The organism is Vibrio sp. 1F169 (assembly GCF_041439605.1).
Classification (GTDB): domain Bacteria; phylum Pseudomonadota; class Gammaproteobacteria; order Enterobacterales; family Vibrionaceae; genus Vibrio; species Vibrio tasmaniensis_A.
Window position 1 is genome coordinate 1 of record NZ_JBGOOI010000028.1, and the last position, 17,475, is coordinate 17,475.

General features: G+C 42.9%; 18 protein-coding genes and 2 pseudogenes. 11 read left to right on the forward strand and 9 right to left on the reverse strand.

Going from position 1 to position 17,475, the window contains the following annotated elements:
* Positions 1-239 (reverse strand): annotated as a pseudogene (locus tag ACED53_RS12380) (IS110 family transposase); the annotation flags it as partial.
* A gap of 550 nt (positions 240-789) precedes the next feature.
* Positions 790-948: pseudogene (locus ACED53_RS12385) on the reverse strand (IS110 family transposase); the annotation flags it as partial.
* A gap of 79 nt (positions 949-1,027) precedes the next feature.
* On the opposite strand from ACED53_RS12385, the gene ACED53_RS12390 reads away from it, so the two are divergent.
* From ACED53_RS12390 to ACED53_RS12440, 11 genes are all read left to right on the forward strand, one after another.
* Positions 1,028-1,837: a class I SAM-dependent methyltransferase gene (locus ACED53_RS12390; protein WP_017099847.1), complete on the forward strand. Its 810-nt coding sequence runs from the start codon at positions 1,028-1,030 to the stop codon at positions 1,835-1,837.
* Between the two features lie 103 nt (positions 1,838-1,940).
* The gene (locus tag ACED53_RS12395; protein ID WP_102580039.1) at positions 1,941-2,279 is read left to right on the forward strand and encodes a hypothetical protein; all 339 of its coding nucleotides are present in this window, start codon (positions 1,941-1,943) and stop codon (positions 2,277-2,279) included.
* A gap of 143 nt (positions 2,280-2,422) precedes the next feature.
* Positions 2,423-3,097: an HAD family phosphatase gene (locus ACED53_RS12400; RefSeq protein ID WP_017099848.1), complete on the forward strand. Its 675-nt coding sequence runs from the start codon at positions 2,423-2,425 to the stop codon at positions 3,095-3,097.
* A gap of 214 nt (positions 3,098-3,311) precedes the next feature.
* Complete coding sequence (locus ACED53_RS12405) at positions 3,312-3,809, forward strand: DUF2867 domain-containing protein (RefSeq protein ID WP_029225356.1); 498 nt, start codon at positions 3,312-3,314, stop codon at positions 3,807-3,809.
* Between the two features lie 213 nt (positions 3,810-4,022).
* Complete coding sequence (locus ACED53_RS12410) at positions 4,023-4,571, forward strand: GNAT family N-acetyltransferase (protein WP_029225355.1); 549 nt, start codon at positions 4,023-4,025, stop codon at positions 4,569-4,571.
* A 183-nt stretch (positions 4,572-4,754) separates the two neighbouring features.
* Entirely contained in the window at positions 4,755-5,207 is a 453-nt protein-coding gene (locus ACED53_RS12415; RefSeq protein ID WP_017099843.1) for a hypothetical protein, read from the forward strand.
* A gap of 110 nt (positions 5,208-5,317) precedes the next feature.
* On the forward strand, positions 5,318-5,650 hold the full coding sequence (locus ACED53_RS12420) for a hypothetical protein (RefSeq protein ID WP_009846781.1): 333 nt from the start codon (positions 5,318-5,320) through the stop codon (positions 5,648-5,650).
* Positions 5,651-5,710: 60 nt separating this feature from the next.
* Complete coding sequence (locus ACED53_RS12425; protein WP_009846780.1) at positions 5,711-5,992, forward strand: hypothetical protein; 282 nt, start codon at positions 5,711-5,713, stop codon at positions 5,990-5,992.
* A 452-nt stretch (positions 5,993-6,444) separates the two neighbouring features.
* Positions 6,445-6,741: a hypothetical protein gene (locus tag ACED53_RS12430; protein ID WP_017099842.1), complete on the forward strand. Its 297-nt coding sequence runs from the start codon at positions 6,445-6,447 to the stop codon at positions 6,739-6,741.
* Between the two features lie 71 nt (positions 6,742-6,812).
* The gene (locus ACED53_RS12435; RefSeq protein WP_004733816.1) at positions 6,813-7,145 is read left to right on the forward strand and encodes a YnfA family protein; all 333 of its coding nucleotides are present in this window, start codon (positions 6,813-6,815) and stop codon (positions 7,143-7,145) included.
* Between the two features lie 34 nt (positions 7,146-7,179).
* Complete coding sequence (locus tag ACED53_RS12440; protein ID WP_017101670.1) at positions 7,180-7,395, forward strand: DUF6434 domain-containing protein; 216 nt, start codon at positions 7,180-7,182, stop codon at positions 7,393-7,395.
* 124 nt (positions 7,396-7,519) lie between these two features.
* Here ACED53_RS12440 and ACED53_RS12445 read toward each other — a convergent pair whose 3' ends face one another.
* The 7 genes from ACED53_RS12445 to ACED53_RS12475 all read right to left on the reverse strand — a co-directional run bounded on the left by ACED53_RS12445 (position 7,520) and on the right by ACED53_RS12475 (position 17,443).
* The gene (locus ACED53_RS12445) at positions 7,520-9,028 is read right to left on the reverse strand and encodes an efflux transporter outer membrane subunit (protein ID WP_017100348.1); all 1,509 of its coding nucleotides are present in this window, start codon (positions 9,026-9,028) and stop codon (positions 7,520-7,522) included.
* A 2-nt stretch (positions 9,029-9,030) separates the two neighbouring features.
* Positions 9,031-12,150 (reverse strand): efflux RND transporter permease subunit, encoded by a 3,120-nt coding sequence (locus tag ACED53_RS12450; RefSeq protein ID WP_199861940.1) that lies wholly within the window; start codon positions 12,148-12,150, stop codon positions 9,031-9,033.
* Positions 12,151-12,160: 10 nt separating this feature from the next.
* Complete coding sequence (locus tag ACED53_RS12455; RefSeq protein WP_017100346.1) at positions 12,161-13,294, reverse strand: efflux RND transporter periplasmic adaptor subunit; 1,134 nt, start codon at positions 13,292-13,294, stop codon at positions 12,161-12,163.
* A 100-nt stretch (positions 13,295-13,394) separates the two neighbouring features.
* Positions 13,395-14,273 carry a LysR family transcriptional regulator gene (locus tag ACED53_RS12460; protein WP_017097827.1) on the reverse strand — a complete coding sequence of 293 codons (879 nt, stop codon included), beginning with the start codon at positions 14,271-14,273 and terminating at the stop codon, positions 13,395-13,397.
* A 216-nt stretch (positions 14,274-14,489) separates the two neighbouring features.
* Entirely contained in the window at positions 14,490-15,149 is a 660-nt protein-coding gene (locus ACED53_RS12465) for a sugar transferase (RefSeq protein WP_017100345.1), read from the reverse strand.
* A 9-nt stretch (positions 15,150-15,158) separates the two neighbouring features.
* Positions 15,159-16,346 carry a glycosyltransferase family 2 protein gene (locus tag ACED53_RS12470; protein WP_017100344.1) on the reverse strand — a complete coding sequence of 396 codons (1,188 nt, stop codon included), beginning with the start codon at positions 16,344-16,346 and terminating at the stop codon, positions 15,159-15,161.
* Positions 16,343-17,443 (reverse strand): glycosyltransferase, encoded by a 1,101-nt coding sequence (locus ACED53_RS12475; protein ID WP_017100343.1) that lies wholly within the window; start codon positions 17,441-17,443, stop codon positions 16,343-16,345. The genes ACED53_RS12470 and ACED53_RS12475 overlap by 4 nt, the downstream gene beginning before the upstream one ends.
* Between the last annotated feature and the right edge of the window lie 32 nt (positions 17,444-17,475).

Here is a 17,475-nt window from a genome sequence, read left to right on the forward strand (position 1 = left end):
TCTTTTCCATGGTTTGCATGGATAACAACTGGTTTCGGCGAATGACTAAGTCACTAATTAGGCATATGTTTTTTGGCTCTGCGGCCAATAGCACCAGCGAATCGTTTTATGTGGACAGGGTTTGCTCTGACAATGGGTAATTGAGCCTCTGCACATGCAAGAACAAAAGGCATTTCTAATCGGCCTGTAGCTTCAATAACGATTCGTTCAGGACTGTGACTCTTAATTGTTTTGAGTGCTTATTATCCATACAAACTGTTTAAGGGTGATTCGCAACGCGTGGCATTTTTACTGTGCGTTGGTTTTAGTGATTAAGGTGTTTGCAGTAGCTTCGGTATTGCGTTGTTCACGCTTTAACTTTTCGTTATAAGCTATTGCATTTGTTAAGTATTTCAAAGTATGCGTAAAAGGTTCTAAGTATTATTCTTTCTTTAGTTATGTAAAGCGGGTTACTTATGGGCTCATCATCTCGCAGTAAATCGGTTGCACTTATATCGAGTGTATTTTTTGTTCTAGGTCTTTTGTCAACGAACATTGATGGGTTAGGTTTAGCGCCCATATTTGTTGTGTTGATATCCTTCTTTATGCTTATTATTCATAGTTTTCTGCACTTTAGCGGTCGTAAAAATAGCGATGTATTTAATGCTTATGAAGAGTCGGCTAAAACTAAGGCAGCAGCACTAGAGTCTGGGCTGAACAATAAAAATAAGTAATACGGTCAAGCTAGTTCGCTTATAACAAGCGATAGCAATTTTATCGACCAGTTAGCTATTTTCGCTACTCGCTACTAGCTTCAACGCCTATACGCATGAGTGGCATATTTGCTATTGTAGTCAATAGTTTAGTTAGGGTTACTTACTTATGAAGTAAGACTTTACCATTTTGGTCTACGACATGAAGACTAAAGTGGTTTTTTGTTAGGGCGATACCTTTAAGTATCGTTCTAATAACAAATTTAAGTCGACTGTGTAGTGGTAGCGTTGTCAGCTACTTAATTGGGTGCTCACTGGCAAAGGGGATGTGAACAATGGAAGAATTGATAGCCCAATATACGGGTGCAAACGAAGATGAAAGGCTAACTCGGCAATATATTGCTCAGTTAGAGTTTGATACTACGATACATAAACTCACACCTTATTTACTTAAAGGAAAATCAGTATGTGAGTTAGGAGCAGCAACGGGGCGCTATTCCTTACATTTTGCAAAATTAGGTTGTGATGTTACAGCAGTAGAACTTGCGCCTGACCAAGTGAAGATTTTAAATACTAAAGTAAAATCTGAAGGTCTTGAGTTAAAAGTGTTTGAGGGTAATGCTTGTGATGTGTCATTTATCGAAAGTAGCTCTCAAGACGTTTGTGTAATTCTTGGGCCTTTGTACCACCTAAAAACTCTGCATGAAAGAGAGCTTGCGGTTAATGAAGCACTAAGGATTTTAAAGCCAAATGGTGTACTAGCCATAGCCTATATTTCACGTTTCTTTGTCGCTGGTATGTTTGCCCAACAATTTCCAGAGCTAGTCACTCCGGAGGTGCTTCTAGAGTTAAATAAACATGGCACGGTATCAAACGCTAAAGCCGATAGTTTTTTCAAGGTCGGGTATTTCGCAACGCCTAGTGAAATTGAAAATCTTGTAAACGAAAATGGGTTTAATGTAATTGGACACGCAGCAACAGATGGATTTGGACGTTACATATCTAACGGTGTTAATAACTTTACGCCATCCCAATATCAGACATGGTTAGATTATCATTTGGTAAATTGCGATGAAGTAAGCCTTTTGGGATCAAGTAATCATGGTTTAGTGATCGCTAGAAAAGCCAGTTCACAAAGCAGTTAAGTCGGATTCATAAGCGTGTGCCGATTCCGTTTCGCTTCATTATGGCACACGTTCACTCACAGTTTATTGGGACGTTAGCTGTTCTATTAGTATCAGAGGGAATATGTTTAAATTCGTAAGGTTGATAGTGCTATCAAATTTATTAGCACTGCTAGTTGTGGTTACTTTCGAGTATTTCACAGGCTATTTGAAACTAGCATTTTCTAGTGATTATGCGTTCTATTCAATGCTAATTCTTCTTGCTCTGGGTTCACTTTTGTCTTTTTCCGGTCATAAGGTCGGATATAGTGACCCTAGTAACATGGCTGGCGTTTCTGCTAGTTCGTTAATTGAAAACGAGTCTGCTAAATCAACCATTGTGACAAAATTAGAGAGTACGTCTGTTGGGCACAGCTTATTGCTCGCTAGTTTGTTGCCACTACTTTATTGCCTACTATCGTAGCCATCACCTAATAGATTGTTTAACTGGATTCCAAAACGCTCGGCACTTTTGTAATGGTCGGCTTTTGTGGGTAAGGTAGTCATATTAGTTTGGTTGCATTTTTCACTAGTTAACTAGGCTTATACGAGCTTGAAAAATATAACATGGAGAGTGAATTGAAAGATTACGAAGTTTATCTGTTCGATATGGACGGAACATTAGTAAATTCAGAGCCTTTAAAGGGCAAAGCGTTAGCATTAGCTTGTTTAGATTATGGCGCACACGTAGACCACAACATTTACAAAGATGTTATGGGGGAAAGTTGGCAGGTTGTAACGGGTCACTTTTTTGAAAATGCTAATATTGCTCCTGACTTAGAAGAGTTTAATTACCACTTTCGAGCTCATTACGAACAGATGCTCAATGATGATCTTGAGCTAAATGTTGGGGCTAAGGCTTACATAGAACAGTTAAAACTAGCAGGGAAAAAGTGTGGAGTTGTTAGTTCAGCAGCAACATGGATGGTTGATAATATTTTAACCTCGTTGCAGCTCGAGAATGCTTTTGACCTTGTTATCACACAGGAGCACGTAACTAAGCATAAACCGGATCCTGAAGCCTATACTTTAGCTCTTGGTAGATTAGCGGCTTCACCTGGCCAAACAATTGTGTTTGAAGATTCCACAGCGGGTATTCGTGCTGGTAAATCTAGTGGCTGTGACGTCATTGCTGTTAAGCATAGCTTTAATGGTAAAAATGATCTAAGCGGTGCAGTTAAAGCAATCAGTACATATGAGGAGTTGCCCCGTATAAAAAACGAGTATGGGATTAGTAATTAAGATCGAGTAACTGACTTTTAAGTATTGCCTTACCATGTTGGTCTGCGGCATGAAGGCTAAAGTGTTTTTTAGTTAGAGTGATACCGCTGAAGTAAGAATCATCAGACATGTTACCTCCGGTGTAATCCCACTTAAGTGTGGCAGTTCCTCAGGAGGGGGAGTCCATATTAGTCGCTATGGCGCATTGTCGACTTTTCATCATCAAGGAGAGTTTATGTCTATAACCAAGAAGTCACTATTGAGCGAGTATTCCAAAAATTCATATTTCTGTGATAGCTTTTCAAAAAAAATAAAATACAACAACCAAACTGCTATTGAAGTATTTCTTGAAATAGCAACTCAAACACCGACTTGGATTGCATTTCTGATGTCTACGAGAAACTGGGTTGTATCGAAACTCGGTTTAAAAAATTTGGGTGGCCTCCAAGATGTATCTCGAGATAAATTAGGTTCAGAATATGTAGTAGGCGAACGAGTCGGTATTTTTACACTGGTCAGTTCAACTGAGAATGAAGTTGTATTAGAAGACTGTGATAAACACCTTAATGTCCGAGTTTCTTTTCTTATTGAGCCTGAAGGAGAAACCGCAATTGTTCACGCAAATACCGTGGTTCATGTGAATAATGTGTTTGGTAAGATCTATATGTTCTTCGTTACGCCGTTTCATAAAATAATAGTACCAAGCACCCTGAAAGGGTTAGAACAGGCATAACAAATAGGGATTGAGTATGAATACGATACTTTAATTGACTAGGTGAAAGCTATAAATCAAGAAATATAGCGAGTAATTTAAGCCGACAGTTAACACTTGGCCGTTGCCGTTGCCGTTGCAGTTCGGCTTTGCTTTAGTGATTTAGATGGTAGATTTGAGTGTGTTTGGTTACGTTATTGGGCGTTAGCTTACAAAGATGAAAAGGAACGTTCGATGTTTAAAATTGAGACAAAGCGGCTGATTATTAGGGATATGAATCCTGGCGATGAAAATGCTTTCGTGGCGATGTCTCAAGATGCCAAATATCAGCGTTTCTATGATGAAAGTGACTGTGATCCTATTAAATATAAAGAGTTAACCAACTTGTTTATAGCCCAGGCTTCTGAAGAACCAAGGAAATCATATCAACTCGCAGTTGAATATAAGAGCACAGGGCAGTTCATTGGTACTGTTTGTTTGCGTTTAGAAGACAATCAGCAAGCTTCAATGGGGTGTGCGTTTTCAAGACAATATCAAGGTCATAAGTTAAGCAATGAAGCGGCTCTCGCTTTGGCTGATTTTGGTTTTTCAACATTGGGTGTACACCGCATTTATGCGGAGACAATCAGTAAGAATTTACCTGCCATTAAGCTTTGTAAGTCTTTAGGTATGCGTCAAGAAGCGCACTTTAGAGAGCATCGTTTTTTCAAAGGGCTGTGGTGGGATACCGTAGTTCTGTCTGTTCTGCGAGCCGAATGGGCCAAGGCATTACCAAGTAGCTAATGTAGATTCGATGTGCTTTATAACAAGGCTTAGAACATGAACAAGGTTATTCTGCTTTGATACTTTGGTTAGGTCGTATCAAGGTAATGCTACTTGGTTTTGGGGAATCTGCTTTCATTACTTGCCACGATTATTTAGATAGGCCGCAGTAAGATAGCTGTTGGCTAGGTAATTGGTTGTTCGTTGTCTATAGGAGATATAACTGTGTTTTATAGTAAGGAATACAACAAGGGGTTATTGCTCATCCTTGTTTCGATAAGTGCTTTCATTGTCATTACGTCTGATAATAACTCCGGAACATTCATCGCTCACGCCATCAACGGGTTAATTGCTTTGCTCTTTTTCTCCATGACAATTGAGGTCAAAGGCAATGCATTGAGCTGGTATTTCGGTTTTGGTTTTTGGCGTAAGAATGTAGAAGTGTCAGACATAACGGAGACATCGTTTTATCAAAGCAAGTGGTATCAAGGTATTGGCATCCGCATGTTGAGCGATGGTTGGTTATATAATGTATCGATAGGTTCAGCGCTGAAGTTAAGCCTAAGCAATGGAAAGCATGTTTACATTGGTTGTAAGGATACAGACGGTTTAAATGCGGTCTTGAAAGCTGCTAACGAACAGATAACTCAAAAATGATTTACGAGGCTTGGCACTTTTCGTTTAAAGTTTGACTAATGTTTAAGGTCGTATGGTTTTGGGGCAGTAGCGTTGCTCGGACCATAAACGTGAGGTTGACAGGGAGAGTTATGAATCAACAAGAAGCCTTTATAGGTTTTGCGGTTTATGGGCTTATCAGTAGCTCAATTGGCTTTTTTACGTTTTTTATTATCAAAGGTGCGAAGTACAAACAAACATTGTGGACTTTGCAGTCTGTTGTTTTTGGTATCTTCTCGATTGGTTTTATCTATAGCTCAGGTGGTAATGGGTCAGAATTATTGGTCTGGGTTCCGCTGGTTATCTTGACGTCTATTTACAATATCCACTCATTGAAATTTTGTGTTTCTTGTGGAAAAACTAACGTAAGAAAAAGAGGATTATCATCCATAAAATCATGTAGTGGATGTGGTAATGCTTTATAGTAAAACTACGATATACCAGACGTTTGTTCATTTTTAGTTTCAGCCTTAAAAGGAAGTTGTATGAATTTAGATAAAGCTAAAAAACGCATCGCAAAGCAGGTTAAAAAAGGCGACAACGGATACCCAAAAATCACGCTAGCGTATTACGGAACGACAAAAGATCTCGCAACGGAAGTTTCGGTTCAATTTATGTTGGGTGAGAGCGATGGTGTTCAAGAGGAGCGTTTCTCTTGCGAAACAGAAATTCGAGATAATGAGTTAATCCAGACAACGTTACTCAAGATAATCGAGCGAGCGAATGTTAACTCAGTGATTGAAGTTGAAGGCGTGACGGTTCTTTAGTTTGCTTTGAGTCTAAGCGTTTGTTTATTAATGTCGGTTTGGAACCTAATTCAGTCAGCGAACTTAGGTTATAACGAAACTGTCTATATACGTGCTTAAAGGAATAGGGCAATGCAAGAAAATGACACTGTATTACGATGTGGAAACTGCAATAAGGAAACGTCACACATCAGGTTAAGCGCGTCCGAAGTGAAGTTAAAACAGCAAGAGAAGAACAGCTTCAAGTCACGAATTCTAAATATTGCATTCGGCGTGTTATTGGGTTCACACAAATCAAAATCTAAAATTAGCTACTTCAAGTGCTCAGTTTGTCATGCTGAGTACGATGATAGCGAAAGCGCTCCCCATGGTTGGGGCTAATTGACCTTGTTGTTATTAACTCACTTCTCAACGTTTATCGTGAAGATTTTTCGATTGTTGGTATGGTGTTTCTATCGTCTTAGAGAGGTTTTATGATGTTGAAAATGAAAAGTAGTGTACTTGCGGTGTGTTTATTCGGTTTTAGCATGGGAGCTAACGCTTCGACACTCGAAGAGTGTGCCAAACTCCTTCCTGACGGTCACACTTATAAAGTAGAGATCATTTTAGACGTAGATAAGACTGAAAAGGATCCAACGGTGAAAGGCAGTTTTGGTGTGACGGGCGGAGCCGATGCGCCAGAAACTTTTGACATCGGTGATTTTGTCGAGTGCGCAGGCCCTTTGATCAAAACCGTAGATACAGACAGCAACGAAGCGTCTAATTCCTAGTCACTGGTTATTGCGTTTGTCGGCCCTAGGCGTTAGAGGGTATTTTGCATTAAAACAGATAAAGGTAAGTTGTGATTGAATTTAAAACGGTCGGTCTTTTTGTACTTACGGCGGTCGCCGAGATTGTAGGGTGTTATCTACCTTATCTTTGGTTGAGAGAAGACAAGAGCATTTGGTTATTGATTCCTGCTGCGATAAGCCTGGCGTTATTTGCTTGGTTATTGACGCTTCATCCTACCGCGACAGGGCGTGTTTATGCAGCCTATGGCGGTGTGTATATTTCTGTTGCCCTAATATGGCTGTGGCTTGTTGATGGCGAGAAGCCGACAACGTGGGATCTGGTAGGTGGCTCAGTTGCACTACTCGGTATGGCGATTATTATGTTTGGCCCTCGAAACGCGTAGTGCATGCATTGAGATGACAGGAAGAGAATAAATCATGGAAAAGGTTGATTGGCACAAGAATCAGATTGATGACAGTACCGTCATAACGGACAGCTACAAAACGACTCAGAACGTGCGTCGATATTTTAAGTCCAAGCTTGGCGAAGAGTTTAAATTTGACCGTGATTTTATGCAGTGGATGAACAATGCGACAGGATTGACTATGGGTGATGCCTTACAAGAGTGGGCAAAGCGTAACGATATAAAGTAACGGATTATCTTGTTGGTAAACTTATTTACCAGCTAACCAGTTCACAAAAATACCGCCGTAATCAACGGCGGTATTTTTTATTACGCTTATTGCATTATTCAGCAGAGAACTGAAAGCAGAGAGCCTAGTTAACGTGGGCTAATTCAACACTCTGCGTTTCGTTTGCGACTTTCCAATCGCCACCTAAGGCTTTATACACGGCAATCGTGGTGTTGGCGGTTTGAAGCTTGGCGGCTACTTGGCGATCTTGCATCGCTTTTTGTTGTCTTTGTGCGTCTAACACCGATAAGTAATCGACTAGGCCTGCTTTGTATAGCGACTTTGCTTTGTTCACCGCGTTATCGACGGCAAGGGTAGCTTCATCGATGCGCTTTTGGTTCTCTTGGCTACGGCCATAGGCAAACAAGCTTGAATCGACTTCTGCAAAGGCGCTGTCGACAGAGTGTTGGTAGTTAAGCGCTGCAGAACGGAACCTTGCTTCGTTCATTTCTACCATGGCTTCGCCTCGGCCACCATCGAATACATTCCAACTGATACCGGCAGATGCAGCCCAACCGAATGAGTCGCTACTGAACAGATCATCAAAGCTTCCAGCCGTCACACCTGGCGTACCCGTTAGGAAGAACTTTGGATAGCGATTAGCAATGCTTGCACCAAGTTCTTCGTTAATGGCTGCCATTTCGCGTTCTGCGATTCGGATATCTGGGCGTCGTTCTAATAAGTCAGAAGGTAAGCCTGTCGGAATTACATCGTTCATTCGCGGAAGGGTGAATTCACCGACTAAACGTTGGTTTACGCTCGTGAGTGATTCGCCTAACAACACCGCCATACGTTGTTTGTGAACTTGCTCTGCTATTTCAAGTTGAGGAACAATAGATTCAGTCGCCGCAAGCATGGCTTTGGCTTGAGCAAGATCTAACTCAGACCCGTAGCCGCTGCGAACCACTTTGGTGACCAATTCTAAAGTCTGCTTTTGGTCGGCTATGTTCTCTAGTGCGATCATTTTTCGCTCTTGCGCGCCACGATATTGCAGGTAGTTGTGAATGACATCGGCAGTGATCAAGGTGTTCAAGCCTGACTGGAATATCTCGGCTTGTTCAATTCGAATCGTCGCTGCGTTGGATTGTTTGTCGATACGTCCAAACAAGTCCATTTCCCACGCGATGCTCGCACCTAAGAATCCACCATCGTGTTGAGCTTCCAGCAACGACATGCCCGTTGCTGACTCAACCGCATCAGAGGCACCAAATACCGGGCCGAGTAGGGAGTCGTTCTCACTCAGTTGGTAGTTGTAATAACCACCACCGACGTTAATGGTCGGAACCTTGAATGATTCGACCACGCTTTTGTATGAGTTCGCCATGTTGATTCGCTCGGCTGCCAGTTTAAGTGGGATGTTCTGGTTTTGAACATCGGCCACTAACTGATTGAGCGTTGGATCATTGAACTGTGTCCACCAATGATTATGCTGTTCGTTTTGGTTCACACCGTCTTGGTTCACATCAGCTTGGCTATATAAGAACGTCTCTGCCATGGTTGTTTGCGGTTCTTCGTAATCTGGGCCAACAGCACAACCTGTCAGCAACAAAGTGAGCGCTATGGGAGCTACTTTAAACTTAGTTAATGGACGCATGTTTATTGCTCCTTGTTGAATGAAGTTGTATTGCCGCTGTTTGAAGGCTGAGGTGTTGCATCAAGCACAATCACGGCGTCTTTGATTGCTTCTGCTACTGTCTTTTTTTCTTCAGTTCGATAGAAAAGCTTGTACAGCGCAGGCATCACAAACAGAGACAACACGGTTGCTGCAGCTAAGCCGCCGATAATGGTTGCCGCCATCTGGTCAAACAGTAGGTCGCTTAACAACGGGATCATGCCAAGTGCTGTAGTAAGTGCCCCCATTGAAATCGCCATTGTGCGGTTCACGGTTGCTTCTTTGATGGCGTCAGATAGTGAGCGCCCGTTCTTACGTTCAAGTTCTATTTGGTCCATCAATACAATGCCGTTTTTGATGATCATACCTGTTAAGGTTACGGCGCCTATCAATGCCATAAATCCGAATGGTTTATCCAATAGCAATAAGCTGAATGTGGCACCCGTCGCTGCTAGCGGTAGGGTAGTGAAGATAATCACTGGTTGTTTGAATCCGTTAAACATCGCCACCAAGATGATGATCATTAACAAGATTGCTTTAGGTAGCTGTTTAAGAATATCGCTGACGGCTTTGTGCTCGTCGTAATATTCGCCACCCCATTCAAGGCTATAACCATCAGGCAAATGAATCGCTTCAATTTGATCTTTGATTGAGTTCCTCACCGCTGCTGGTGTGGTGTAACGACCAACACCTGCTTGTGCTGTGATGGTTTTTACACGGTCACGGCGCCAAATCATGGTTTCTTCGCTGCTTAATTCAAATCCATCGACAACTTGGCCAAGTGGAACACTGTGGATGCCCAACAGAGATCGAACGGGCAACGTTTCCAATGACTGAATCGAACTCTTTGTGCCTCGCAGTTGAATTGTGACCAGTTCATCGTTTAAGTTCATACGACCCAAGGGCATACCTTCTGAAGCTCGCTTCATCGCGAACGCAATATCCGCGCGGTTTATACCTGCAGTGCGCATCTTTTCTTGGTTGATGACCGGCTCAAATACTTTACTTTTCTGTCGCCAGTCGTCACGAACGTACTTGGTGTCTGGGTGTTCTGCGAAGATTGCTTTTGCTTGCTCTGATAAGCCATGTAAGACCTCGGTATCAGGGCCTGAGAAACGTGCTTCAACGCTGAATTTATCCGCCGTCGCCAATTTTAAGCTTCTAAAGCGAGGGTCTGCGTTCGGAAACTCTTCCATTAACCATTTATCACCGCGTGCAATCAATGGGCTTAGTGACGGAAAATCGGTCGCGTTAATCAAAATCTGACCATAGGCCGGATCGAACGGTTCTGGCTCTATAGTCACTGAGAAGCGAGGAGCACCTGCGCCAACATAGGTTGAAATACTTTCGACTTCGGGCTGTTCCAACAACCATTGTTCGATTCGCTTCATGTCTTCTGAGGTTTGTTCTACCTTGGCACCGTTCGGCAGCCAGTAATCTAGAAATAGGATCGGTCGGTCGGCTTGTGGAATAAAGTTAACGGCAATGTTCGGGATAGCTAATGCAGTCACTAATATCAACGGAACCAAAGCGCTCAATGCTTTAAGCGGATTATCGACAGTCCAGTTGACACTCTTACGGTATAAGCTGACTTTGGTGTTATCAGCTTGCTTGGTTGGCTTGATGAAGAACCAACACATCAAGGCCGTGAAGGTCATCGCAACTAGCCAAGACAGTAACAATGACGACGCGATGATAAGGAATACCGAGCTTGCGAACTCAGCAGCATCGGTTTTTGAAAAAATTACAGGGCTCGCACCCATGATAGCGATAACTGTCGCACCAAAGAGTGGTGTTGCTGTCTCTTTAACAGAGTCAATCGCGGCTTTAGTGCGGTCGATGCCTTTGTTGATTTTCACAATCATCATGTCGGTGATGACAATGGCGTTATCTACCAACATGCCGAGGGCAAGAATGAAGGTACCTAGAGAAACTCGGTGTAAGTCAATCGAAGTCATGTTCATGTAGATAAGCGTCAACAAGATAGTCAGCAGGAGGCTCGAACCGACGATGGTTGCACTTTTTAACCCCATGAATACCGACAAGACGATAAATACAATCGCGACACTTTCTAATAAGTTACTTACGAAGTTGTCGATAGATTTCTGAACTTCTTCAGGTTGATTAGCAACTGTCGCAATATCAACACCTAGTGGTAAGGTTGTTTGAAAATCGTTGACGATCTGATTGATTTCATCGCCAAGTGATACCACGTTAACACCGGTGACTGGGCTCATCGCTAATGTGACTGCAGGTACGCCGTTGTAGCGGTTTTCTGTCATCATTGGCTCTTGGTAACCCATTGTGATGTCAGCGATATCGCCTAAGCGAATTAAACTGGTTCCCAATTCACTTACGCCGCCTTTGATCATCAGGTTTTTGATGTCGTCTAACGAACTGAACTCACTCGACTGTTGAACTCGGATTCGCTCAGTACCTACTGAAAACTTACCCGCATCAAACGTCATGTTTTGCGTATTCAACTGCGACCAAACTTGTGTGATAGATAGGCCGTATTGCGCCAACCTTTCATCTGGGATATCGATATGAACAACGCGTGGTTGAACACCATGCAGTTCAATCTTCTTAATACCATCGACGGTTTTAATTCTGCGTTGGAGCTCTTCTGCGTAACGTCTTAATTCTGCAGGCGATGCATCATTACTATGGATAGAGAAAAGCATGCCGTAGACTTCAGAGAATTCGTCTTGTACGACACTGATCTGTGCAGTTGAAGGTAGCAATAACTTCATATCAGACACTTTACGGCGTAATAAGTCCCACTCTTGAGGAAGAGCTTTTGAATTAAGAGACTCTTTTAGGTCGACAAATACCATCGACATGCCAGGGCGCGATAAAGATCGAAGCCGATTAAGTGTCGCCATTTCTTGGAGTTTGGTTTCGACGGTGTCGGTGACTTGTTGTTCCACTTCTTCCGCAGAAGCGCCAGGGTAGAGCGTTACAACGACGGCCGTTTTTATGGTGAAGCTTGGGTCTTCAAGTTTTCCAAGCTCAAAATAAGAAAACAGGCTTGCGATGACACTCAGTGCAGTGAAAAACAGGATGAAGGTGCGTTGTTTGATTGCAAAATCAGCTAGATTCATCATGGTTCACCTACAGGCTTTTAACTTGAATATTGGAGAAGTATTGTCCTTCCACCACGTATTGCGCGCCACTCACGACCACGAAGTCGCCATCGTTGAGCGTCGATTCAACACACACAGTATTTTCGGACATAGAAATCACATCCACAGTCACGCCATGAGCTTGTTCATTTTTAACCGTGAATACTTGCTCGATACCCGTTTGGTTGACTAACGCAGAATAGGGCAAACAGAAATTACTGCTCGCTTCTCCAAGTTGAGTCGTCAATGTGACCGCTTTTCCAGGTAATACCGATTTGTCAGTGGAGTCGACATGGTAAGTAACCGCATAGGTCTGCTTGATTGGGTGAGGTGACGTCGAAATTTCAGCGGCATAACCAACTAGTTTAGTCTCTGAACCATACCAATCTATGACAGAAGTTTGATTTGGTTTGAACTCATGAATCAAATTTTCAGGTACTTGGATTTTAACTTCAAGTTGATCTGGATTGTGGATTGTGAACACCGAGATGCCCGGCAGTACTTGTTCGTACTGGTCAAAATTGGATGCCGCAACCACACCATCGAAAGGGGCGAGCAATTGGGTATAACGAATCGAATCTTTCGCCCTTCGTATATTCTGTTCTACGACTTTAACCGCCGCTTCACTTCGCTCGTACCCGCTGATTGCACGGTCTAAGTTAACATCGGCAATTGCATTATCAGCGATGGCTTGTTTTACGCGTACAAGTTCGGATGTCGCTAATTTGTGTGCAGATTTCGCTTCAAGAGCTCGTGCTTGTAACTCTTCTAACGCGACTTGATAGTCATGAGGGTCTAACTGAGCAAGTGGTTGGCCTTTCTTTACTGAATCACCAACAGAGACCATCATATTTTGAATAGTGCCAGGCACACGAAACGCAACGCCAGCCGTTTCCGATGATTGTATCTTGCCAGTAAAAGACTTTTCAGCCGTATGTGAAAGAGGCTCAAGTTGAATCACTTGAATTGGTCGAGCTTGTTTTTGAGGCGCAGTTGCCTCAGAGTCATTACAGCCAAACAGGGCGGTTAAGCTTAGTGCAATGACTGTATATTTGAATATAGGTGTCTGTTGAAAGGTAGACGAACGTTGAAAAATAGATGAATGTTGAAAGATAGGCTTCATGGATTGCTCCTCTTGAATTTATGAAGCGATTCTATCTTTCTATTTCGTTAGGATAATCTAGCCTGCTCGTGAAACACTGTCACAATATTCATTACAATGGTTAGAGTTTTGGAAGTTCTTGTAATAGAAAATCAATCAAAAGCTGTGCTGAATGGCTTAACGCTTTACGCTGAGGGTAGAGCAACCATGCTTCTTCTTTTTGAAGATTGTCGTCGGGGAATAGGTTAATCAAGCTACCGTCTTTGAGCTGATGTCGCACCAAAAGTTCTGGTAACAACGCGATACCTCTATGTCTAATAACACCGCCTTTAACAAAGCCAATGCTGTCACTGACGACCGAAGGTTCTACTTTGATGGTGTGATCTTTGATGTCCCATTCTTTATCGATGTCCCCACTTGGCCACCTGAAACAAACAAATGGGTAATTAGTGAGCTCTCTTAGGCTTGAAGGCTTGCCTTGTTTCTCAATAAATTCAGGGCTTGCGACAAAAATACGTTGAAGAACCATCACTTTACGGGCAACCACGTTTGCATCGCTCAACGTACCACCATGCATAGCGAGGTCTAACCCTTGACGGTACATGTCGACAAAGCCGTTACTAATGTTGCGAATATCAAGCTCAACTTTAGGATACATATCTTGGAATTTAAACAGAGTCGACTGCATGATATCGCTGGTTTCAGGCAATAGACCAATCTTAATTTGTCCGTGTGCAACCTCTGACAGGTTGGAAGCGACATGGTTTGCTTTGTCGAGCGCACTCAATGCATTGAGTAACTCTTTGTAATAGAGCTCGCCAGATTTGGTTAAGGAGAGGCTTCGTGTGGTTCTAAAGAACAGTTGAATGCCGAGAGACTTCTCAAGGTCGTTAATTCTACGGCTAACGTTAGCTCGCGGAAGGTCAAGAGCATTAGCGGCGGCAGTAAAACTACCCAGTTCGACAACGGTGGTGAACAACTTAAGATCTTCGATTTTCATAACAACGGCATTTAATCGTTTTTAGAACAGTATGTTGGCATCGTATACCAATTGGATTTTAAAATCGAAGCGTTCTTGGGTTTGGCTTGTTTTAAGACAGTAAAAAGCCAGCTGACAAATCATTATCAAAGCTGGCTTTGTGTTCGCATGGGACAGACTGCTCTATTTTTCACCTTGGACTAGACAGCTTGTTCTTTCGCCTCACACCATATCAGTTTAACGACCTCGTCCATCGACCATTACTATGATTGTTTTAGAAATGATGCTGAGATCAGCCACAATCCAAGATTTCATAGAGCACAGACTCAGTGCATAACTGTGGTCAAAGCCCACTTTACGACGTACATCATCAATACAGGTATCATAACCTTGATTTACTTGTGCTAGCCCAGTAATACCGGGCATTACGCCGTATGTACGGTCAGCAAAGTAGGGGATTTCGTTCTCTAGTTTGGTGTAAAAAGTAGGGCGTTCAGGACGTGGGCCAATTAGAGACATCTCACCTTTCAATACATTGATCAGTTGTGGCAACTCATCAAGACGCGTCTTTCTTAAAAATCGGCCAACGGGTGTGATTCGTGGGTCATTCGCCGTAGCCCAAACGGCACCAGAACGCGTTTCTGCATCTTCGTACATACTACGGAATTTCATGATCTCAAAGATTTCCATTTTCTCCGGTGTCGATTTACCAACACGCAGTTGACGGTAGAAAATCGGGCCACGAGAAGTGAGTACAATAGCCATCGCAATCAATGGAAATACTGGCGCTAGCAAAATCAAAGCAATCAGTGAACTCACGAAATCGAAAGTACGTTTAGCACGTGAGATTTTGTATTGGTATAAGTTTTGAGTAGATAGCTGTTCAATGTTCATCATAATAAGTCCTTAATGATTCGCTCGTGTCCAAGGTGAGTTTTCTAGCCCGACTAGGTAACGAATGCCACCAATGAAGTTGGCATAGTGTCCAACTATCAAATAAGAGATTAATGAAATAGGTTTATTTACGAGACGCTTTGGCAAGATGCAGCCAAGTACGCCAATGGTATAAACGGCAACTTGAGCCCATAACAACACTTCAAATACCAAGTAGTTGTTAAGCAAGATTGAGCACACCAAGCACACAATCATTAAATATGGAGTGAGTAGACGAAGTCCTTTTCCTGAGAAGAACGCAAACGCGATGCCTTTAAATTTCGGGCTGAACAAGCCAAATAATCGAATCGCTTGTTGCATGTTACCCGCTGAAATACGAAGTCTTCTTTTGAAATCTGTTTCTAAATTTGATTCTTCTAGTTCCAGTGCGACCATTTGTGTTTCGTATTCTGCAATGTAACCTTGTTTAACGATTCGCATCGGTAGGATGAAATCATCATTAATAGTGTTGAGTGGAAGCAGTTCGAACAGGTGTGTTCTAAACAAGTAGAAAGCGCCATGAGAACCTAAGCTCGAACCTAATGAAGCTTCTGACTCTTTAACGGCGGTTTGATACTGCCAATAGGTATTTTCACCTTCGTTACCTGTTGGGCAAAGCTGATATGTTGCGTTTACCACGCCAACCTTGTCACTTTCAAAGTGAGCGGCGGCAATAAGCAGCGCATCCAATGAAATAAGGGCTGACACATCACTCAGTGCCGTGATGTCGCTGTTTATGCTTGTCACTTCTTCATTGATAACCGCAACTTTCCCTCGGTTGGTTTTGTGGTCATGTATCTCGAAATAGATATCGCTGCACATCGCTTCTTGAATCGTCATTTGAGCGATTTTTACCGTGTCATCAGTACAACCATCACAAGCAATAATCACTTGTAACTTCTTTTTTGGGTAATCGAGTGAAGCAAGATTACGGATCTTGTCTGCGATCCATTGCTCTTCGTTAAATGCCGGTACAAGAATGGTGATGGTGGGTAGTGTGCAATCTTGTTGTTCGTCTTTATAACAACGATGGCTCTCTTCAATCTGACGCGCCGGGTGACTTTTCGCATACCAACGTAGTAACAGTGGATAGGCGGCGTGATGGTAGACAATCAGCGCACCAGAGAATAAGCAAAGTCCTGCAAGCAACCAGTCGATCATGCGCAAACTCCTTCTGAGATGTCGTTGTAAGACGAAACCATTTTGATGATATCGAAGTTGTCGAGAACGTAACGACGAGGTGACAAAAAGCGTTCATTTTGTTTTTCTAATAGCGCGCTGGCTAATCCGGCAATGCTGCCACTTTTGACGAGGGAACTGCTGATGGGACATAAGGTTTCATCAACCGCACCGACGTTCATCGCGACGGTTGGAATGTTACATGCTTGGGCTTCGAGTGTAGAAAGAGGAAGCCCTTCGTGGCGTGAAGGTAGGCAGAAGGTATCCAGCGCTCCGTAAAAGGTAGTCATGTCATCCACTAGGCCGAGAAAGATCACACGGTCGCTGAGATTCAAGCGGTCAGTGAGTTGTTCCAGTTGATTGCGTTTTGAACCATCACCAGCCAGTGCGACAACGGTGTTTGATGGCAGTAGAGCAAGTGCCTTAATCAGCTGATCTTGACCTTTCACGTGCTCTAAACGCCCCGCACAACCAATGATGTATTTGTCGGTTGGTAGGTTGTGCTTTGCTCTCGCGTCTGCTTTTGACATCGGTTTAAACTTCTCACAATCTACGCCGTTTTTAATCGTGATGATGTTTTTGTATGAAAACGCACAACGCAATTGATTGTAAACGCGTGTTGCATCGGCCACTAACGTTGGTTGAGCCGCTTTCAATGCAAGGGCTTGTAAGCGACGACGTTTGTTGTTGTTCAAATGCCAAGCATCATGTTCAGTATGAATTCGAGTTGGAACTCCGGTCACGCGAGCCGCATAGCCAGCATAAAGTAGGGGGCCAATATGGTGGGTATGAACCACATCGGGTCGAATACCGTTAAATGCTTTCATCAATTTGATGATGATACTGAATTGTACGCCTGGTGCTTTGTCCAAAAAGACGATTTGATTTTGATACTGCTTTAATTTCGGCCAGTTGTTGATCGAGTCTTCTTTTGTCCCCTCTAAACTGACAATCAACACTTGGTCTGTTGGTTTAGCAAGGCGCAGCAAATCTAACGTTAGGGTTTCTAATCCGCCGGGAGCGAGGTGTTGAACAACGTGTATGATCTTTTTACCATGCTTCGTTAAATGCGTATTCATAATTTGGACCCTGCCTTTATAATTCTTGTTTC

Coding starts and splice junctions, on each gene's coding strand:
- ACED53_RS12390 (WP_017099847.1), top strand. CDS start 1,028: ATGGAAGAATTGATAGCCCAATATACGGGTGCAAACGAAGATGAAAGG.
- ACED53_RS12395 (WP_102580039.1), top strand. CDS start 1,941: ATGTTTAAATTCGTAAGGTTGATAGTGCTATCAAATTTATTAGCACTG.
- ACED53_RS12400 (WP_017099848.1), top strand. CDS start 2,423: ATGGAGAGTGAATTGAAAGATTACGAAGTTTATCTGTTCGATATGGAC.
- ACED53_RS12405 (WP_029225356.1), top strand. CDS start 3,312: ATGTCTATAACCAAGAAGTCACTATTGAGCGAGTATTCCAAAAATTCA.
- ACED53_RS12410 (WP_029225355.1), top strand. CDS start 4,023: ATGTTTAAAATTGAGACAAAGCGGCTGATTATTAGGGATATGAATCCT.
- ACED53_RS12420 (WP_009846781.1), top strand. CDS start 5,318: ATGAATCAACAAGAAGCCTTTATAGGTTTTGCGGTTTATGGGCTTATC.
- ACED53_RS12425 (WP_009846780.1), top strand. CDS start 5,711: ATGAATTTAGATAAAGCTAAAAAACGCATCGCAAAGCAGGTTAAAAAA.
- ACED53_RS12430 (WP_017099842.1), top strand. CDS start 6,445: ATGATGTTGAAAATGAAAAGTAGTGTACTTGCGGTGTGTTTATTCGGT.
- ACED53_RS12440 (WP_017101670.1), top strand. CDS start 7,180: ATGGAAAAGGTTGATTGGCACAAGAATCAGATTGATGACAGTACCGTC.
- ACED53_RS12445 (WP_017100348.1), bottom strand. CDS start 9,028: ATGCGTCCATTAACTAAGTTTAAAGTAGCTCCCATAGCGCTCACTTTG.
- ACED53_RS12450 (WP_199861940.1), bottom strand. CDS start 12,150: ATGAATCTAGCTGATTTTGCAATCAAACAACGCACCTTCATCCTGTTT.
- ACED53_RS12455 (WP_017100346.1), bottom strand. CDS start 13,294: ATGAAGCCTATCTTTCAACATTCATCTATTTTTCAACGTTCGTCTACC.
- ACED53_RS12460 (WP_017097827.1), bottom strand. CDS start 14,273: ATGAAAATCGAAGATCTTAAGTTGTTCACCACCGTTGTCGAACTGGGT.
- ACED53_RS12465 (WP_017100345.1), bottom strand. CDS start 15,149: ATGATGAACATTGAACAGCTATCTACTCAAAACTTATACCAATACAAA.
- ACED53_RS12470 (WP_017100344.1), bottom strand. CDS start 16,346: ATGATCGACTGGTTGCTTGCAGGACTTTGCTTATTCTCTGGTGCGCTG.
- ACED53_RS12475 (WP_017100343.1), bottom strand. CDS start 17,443: ATGAATACGCATTTAACGAAGCATGGTAAAAAGATCATACACGTTGTT.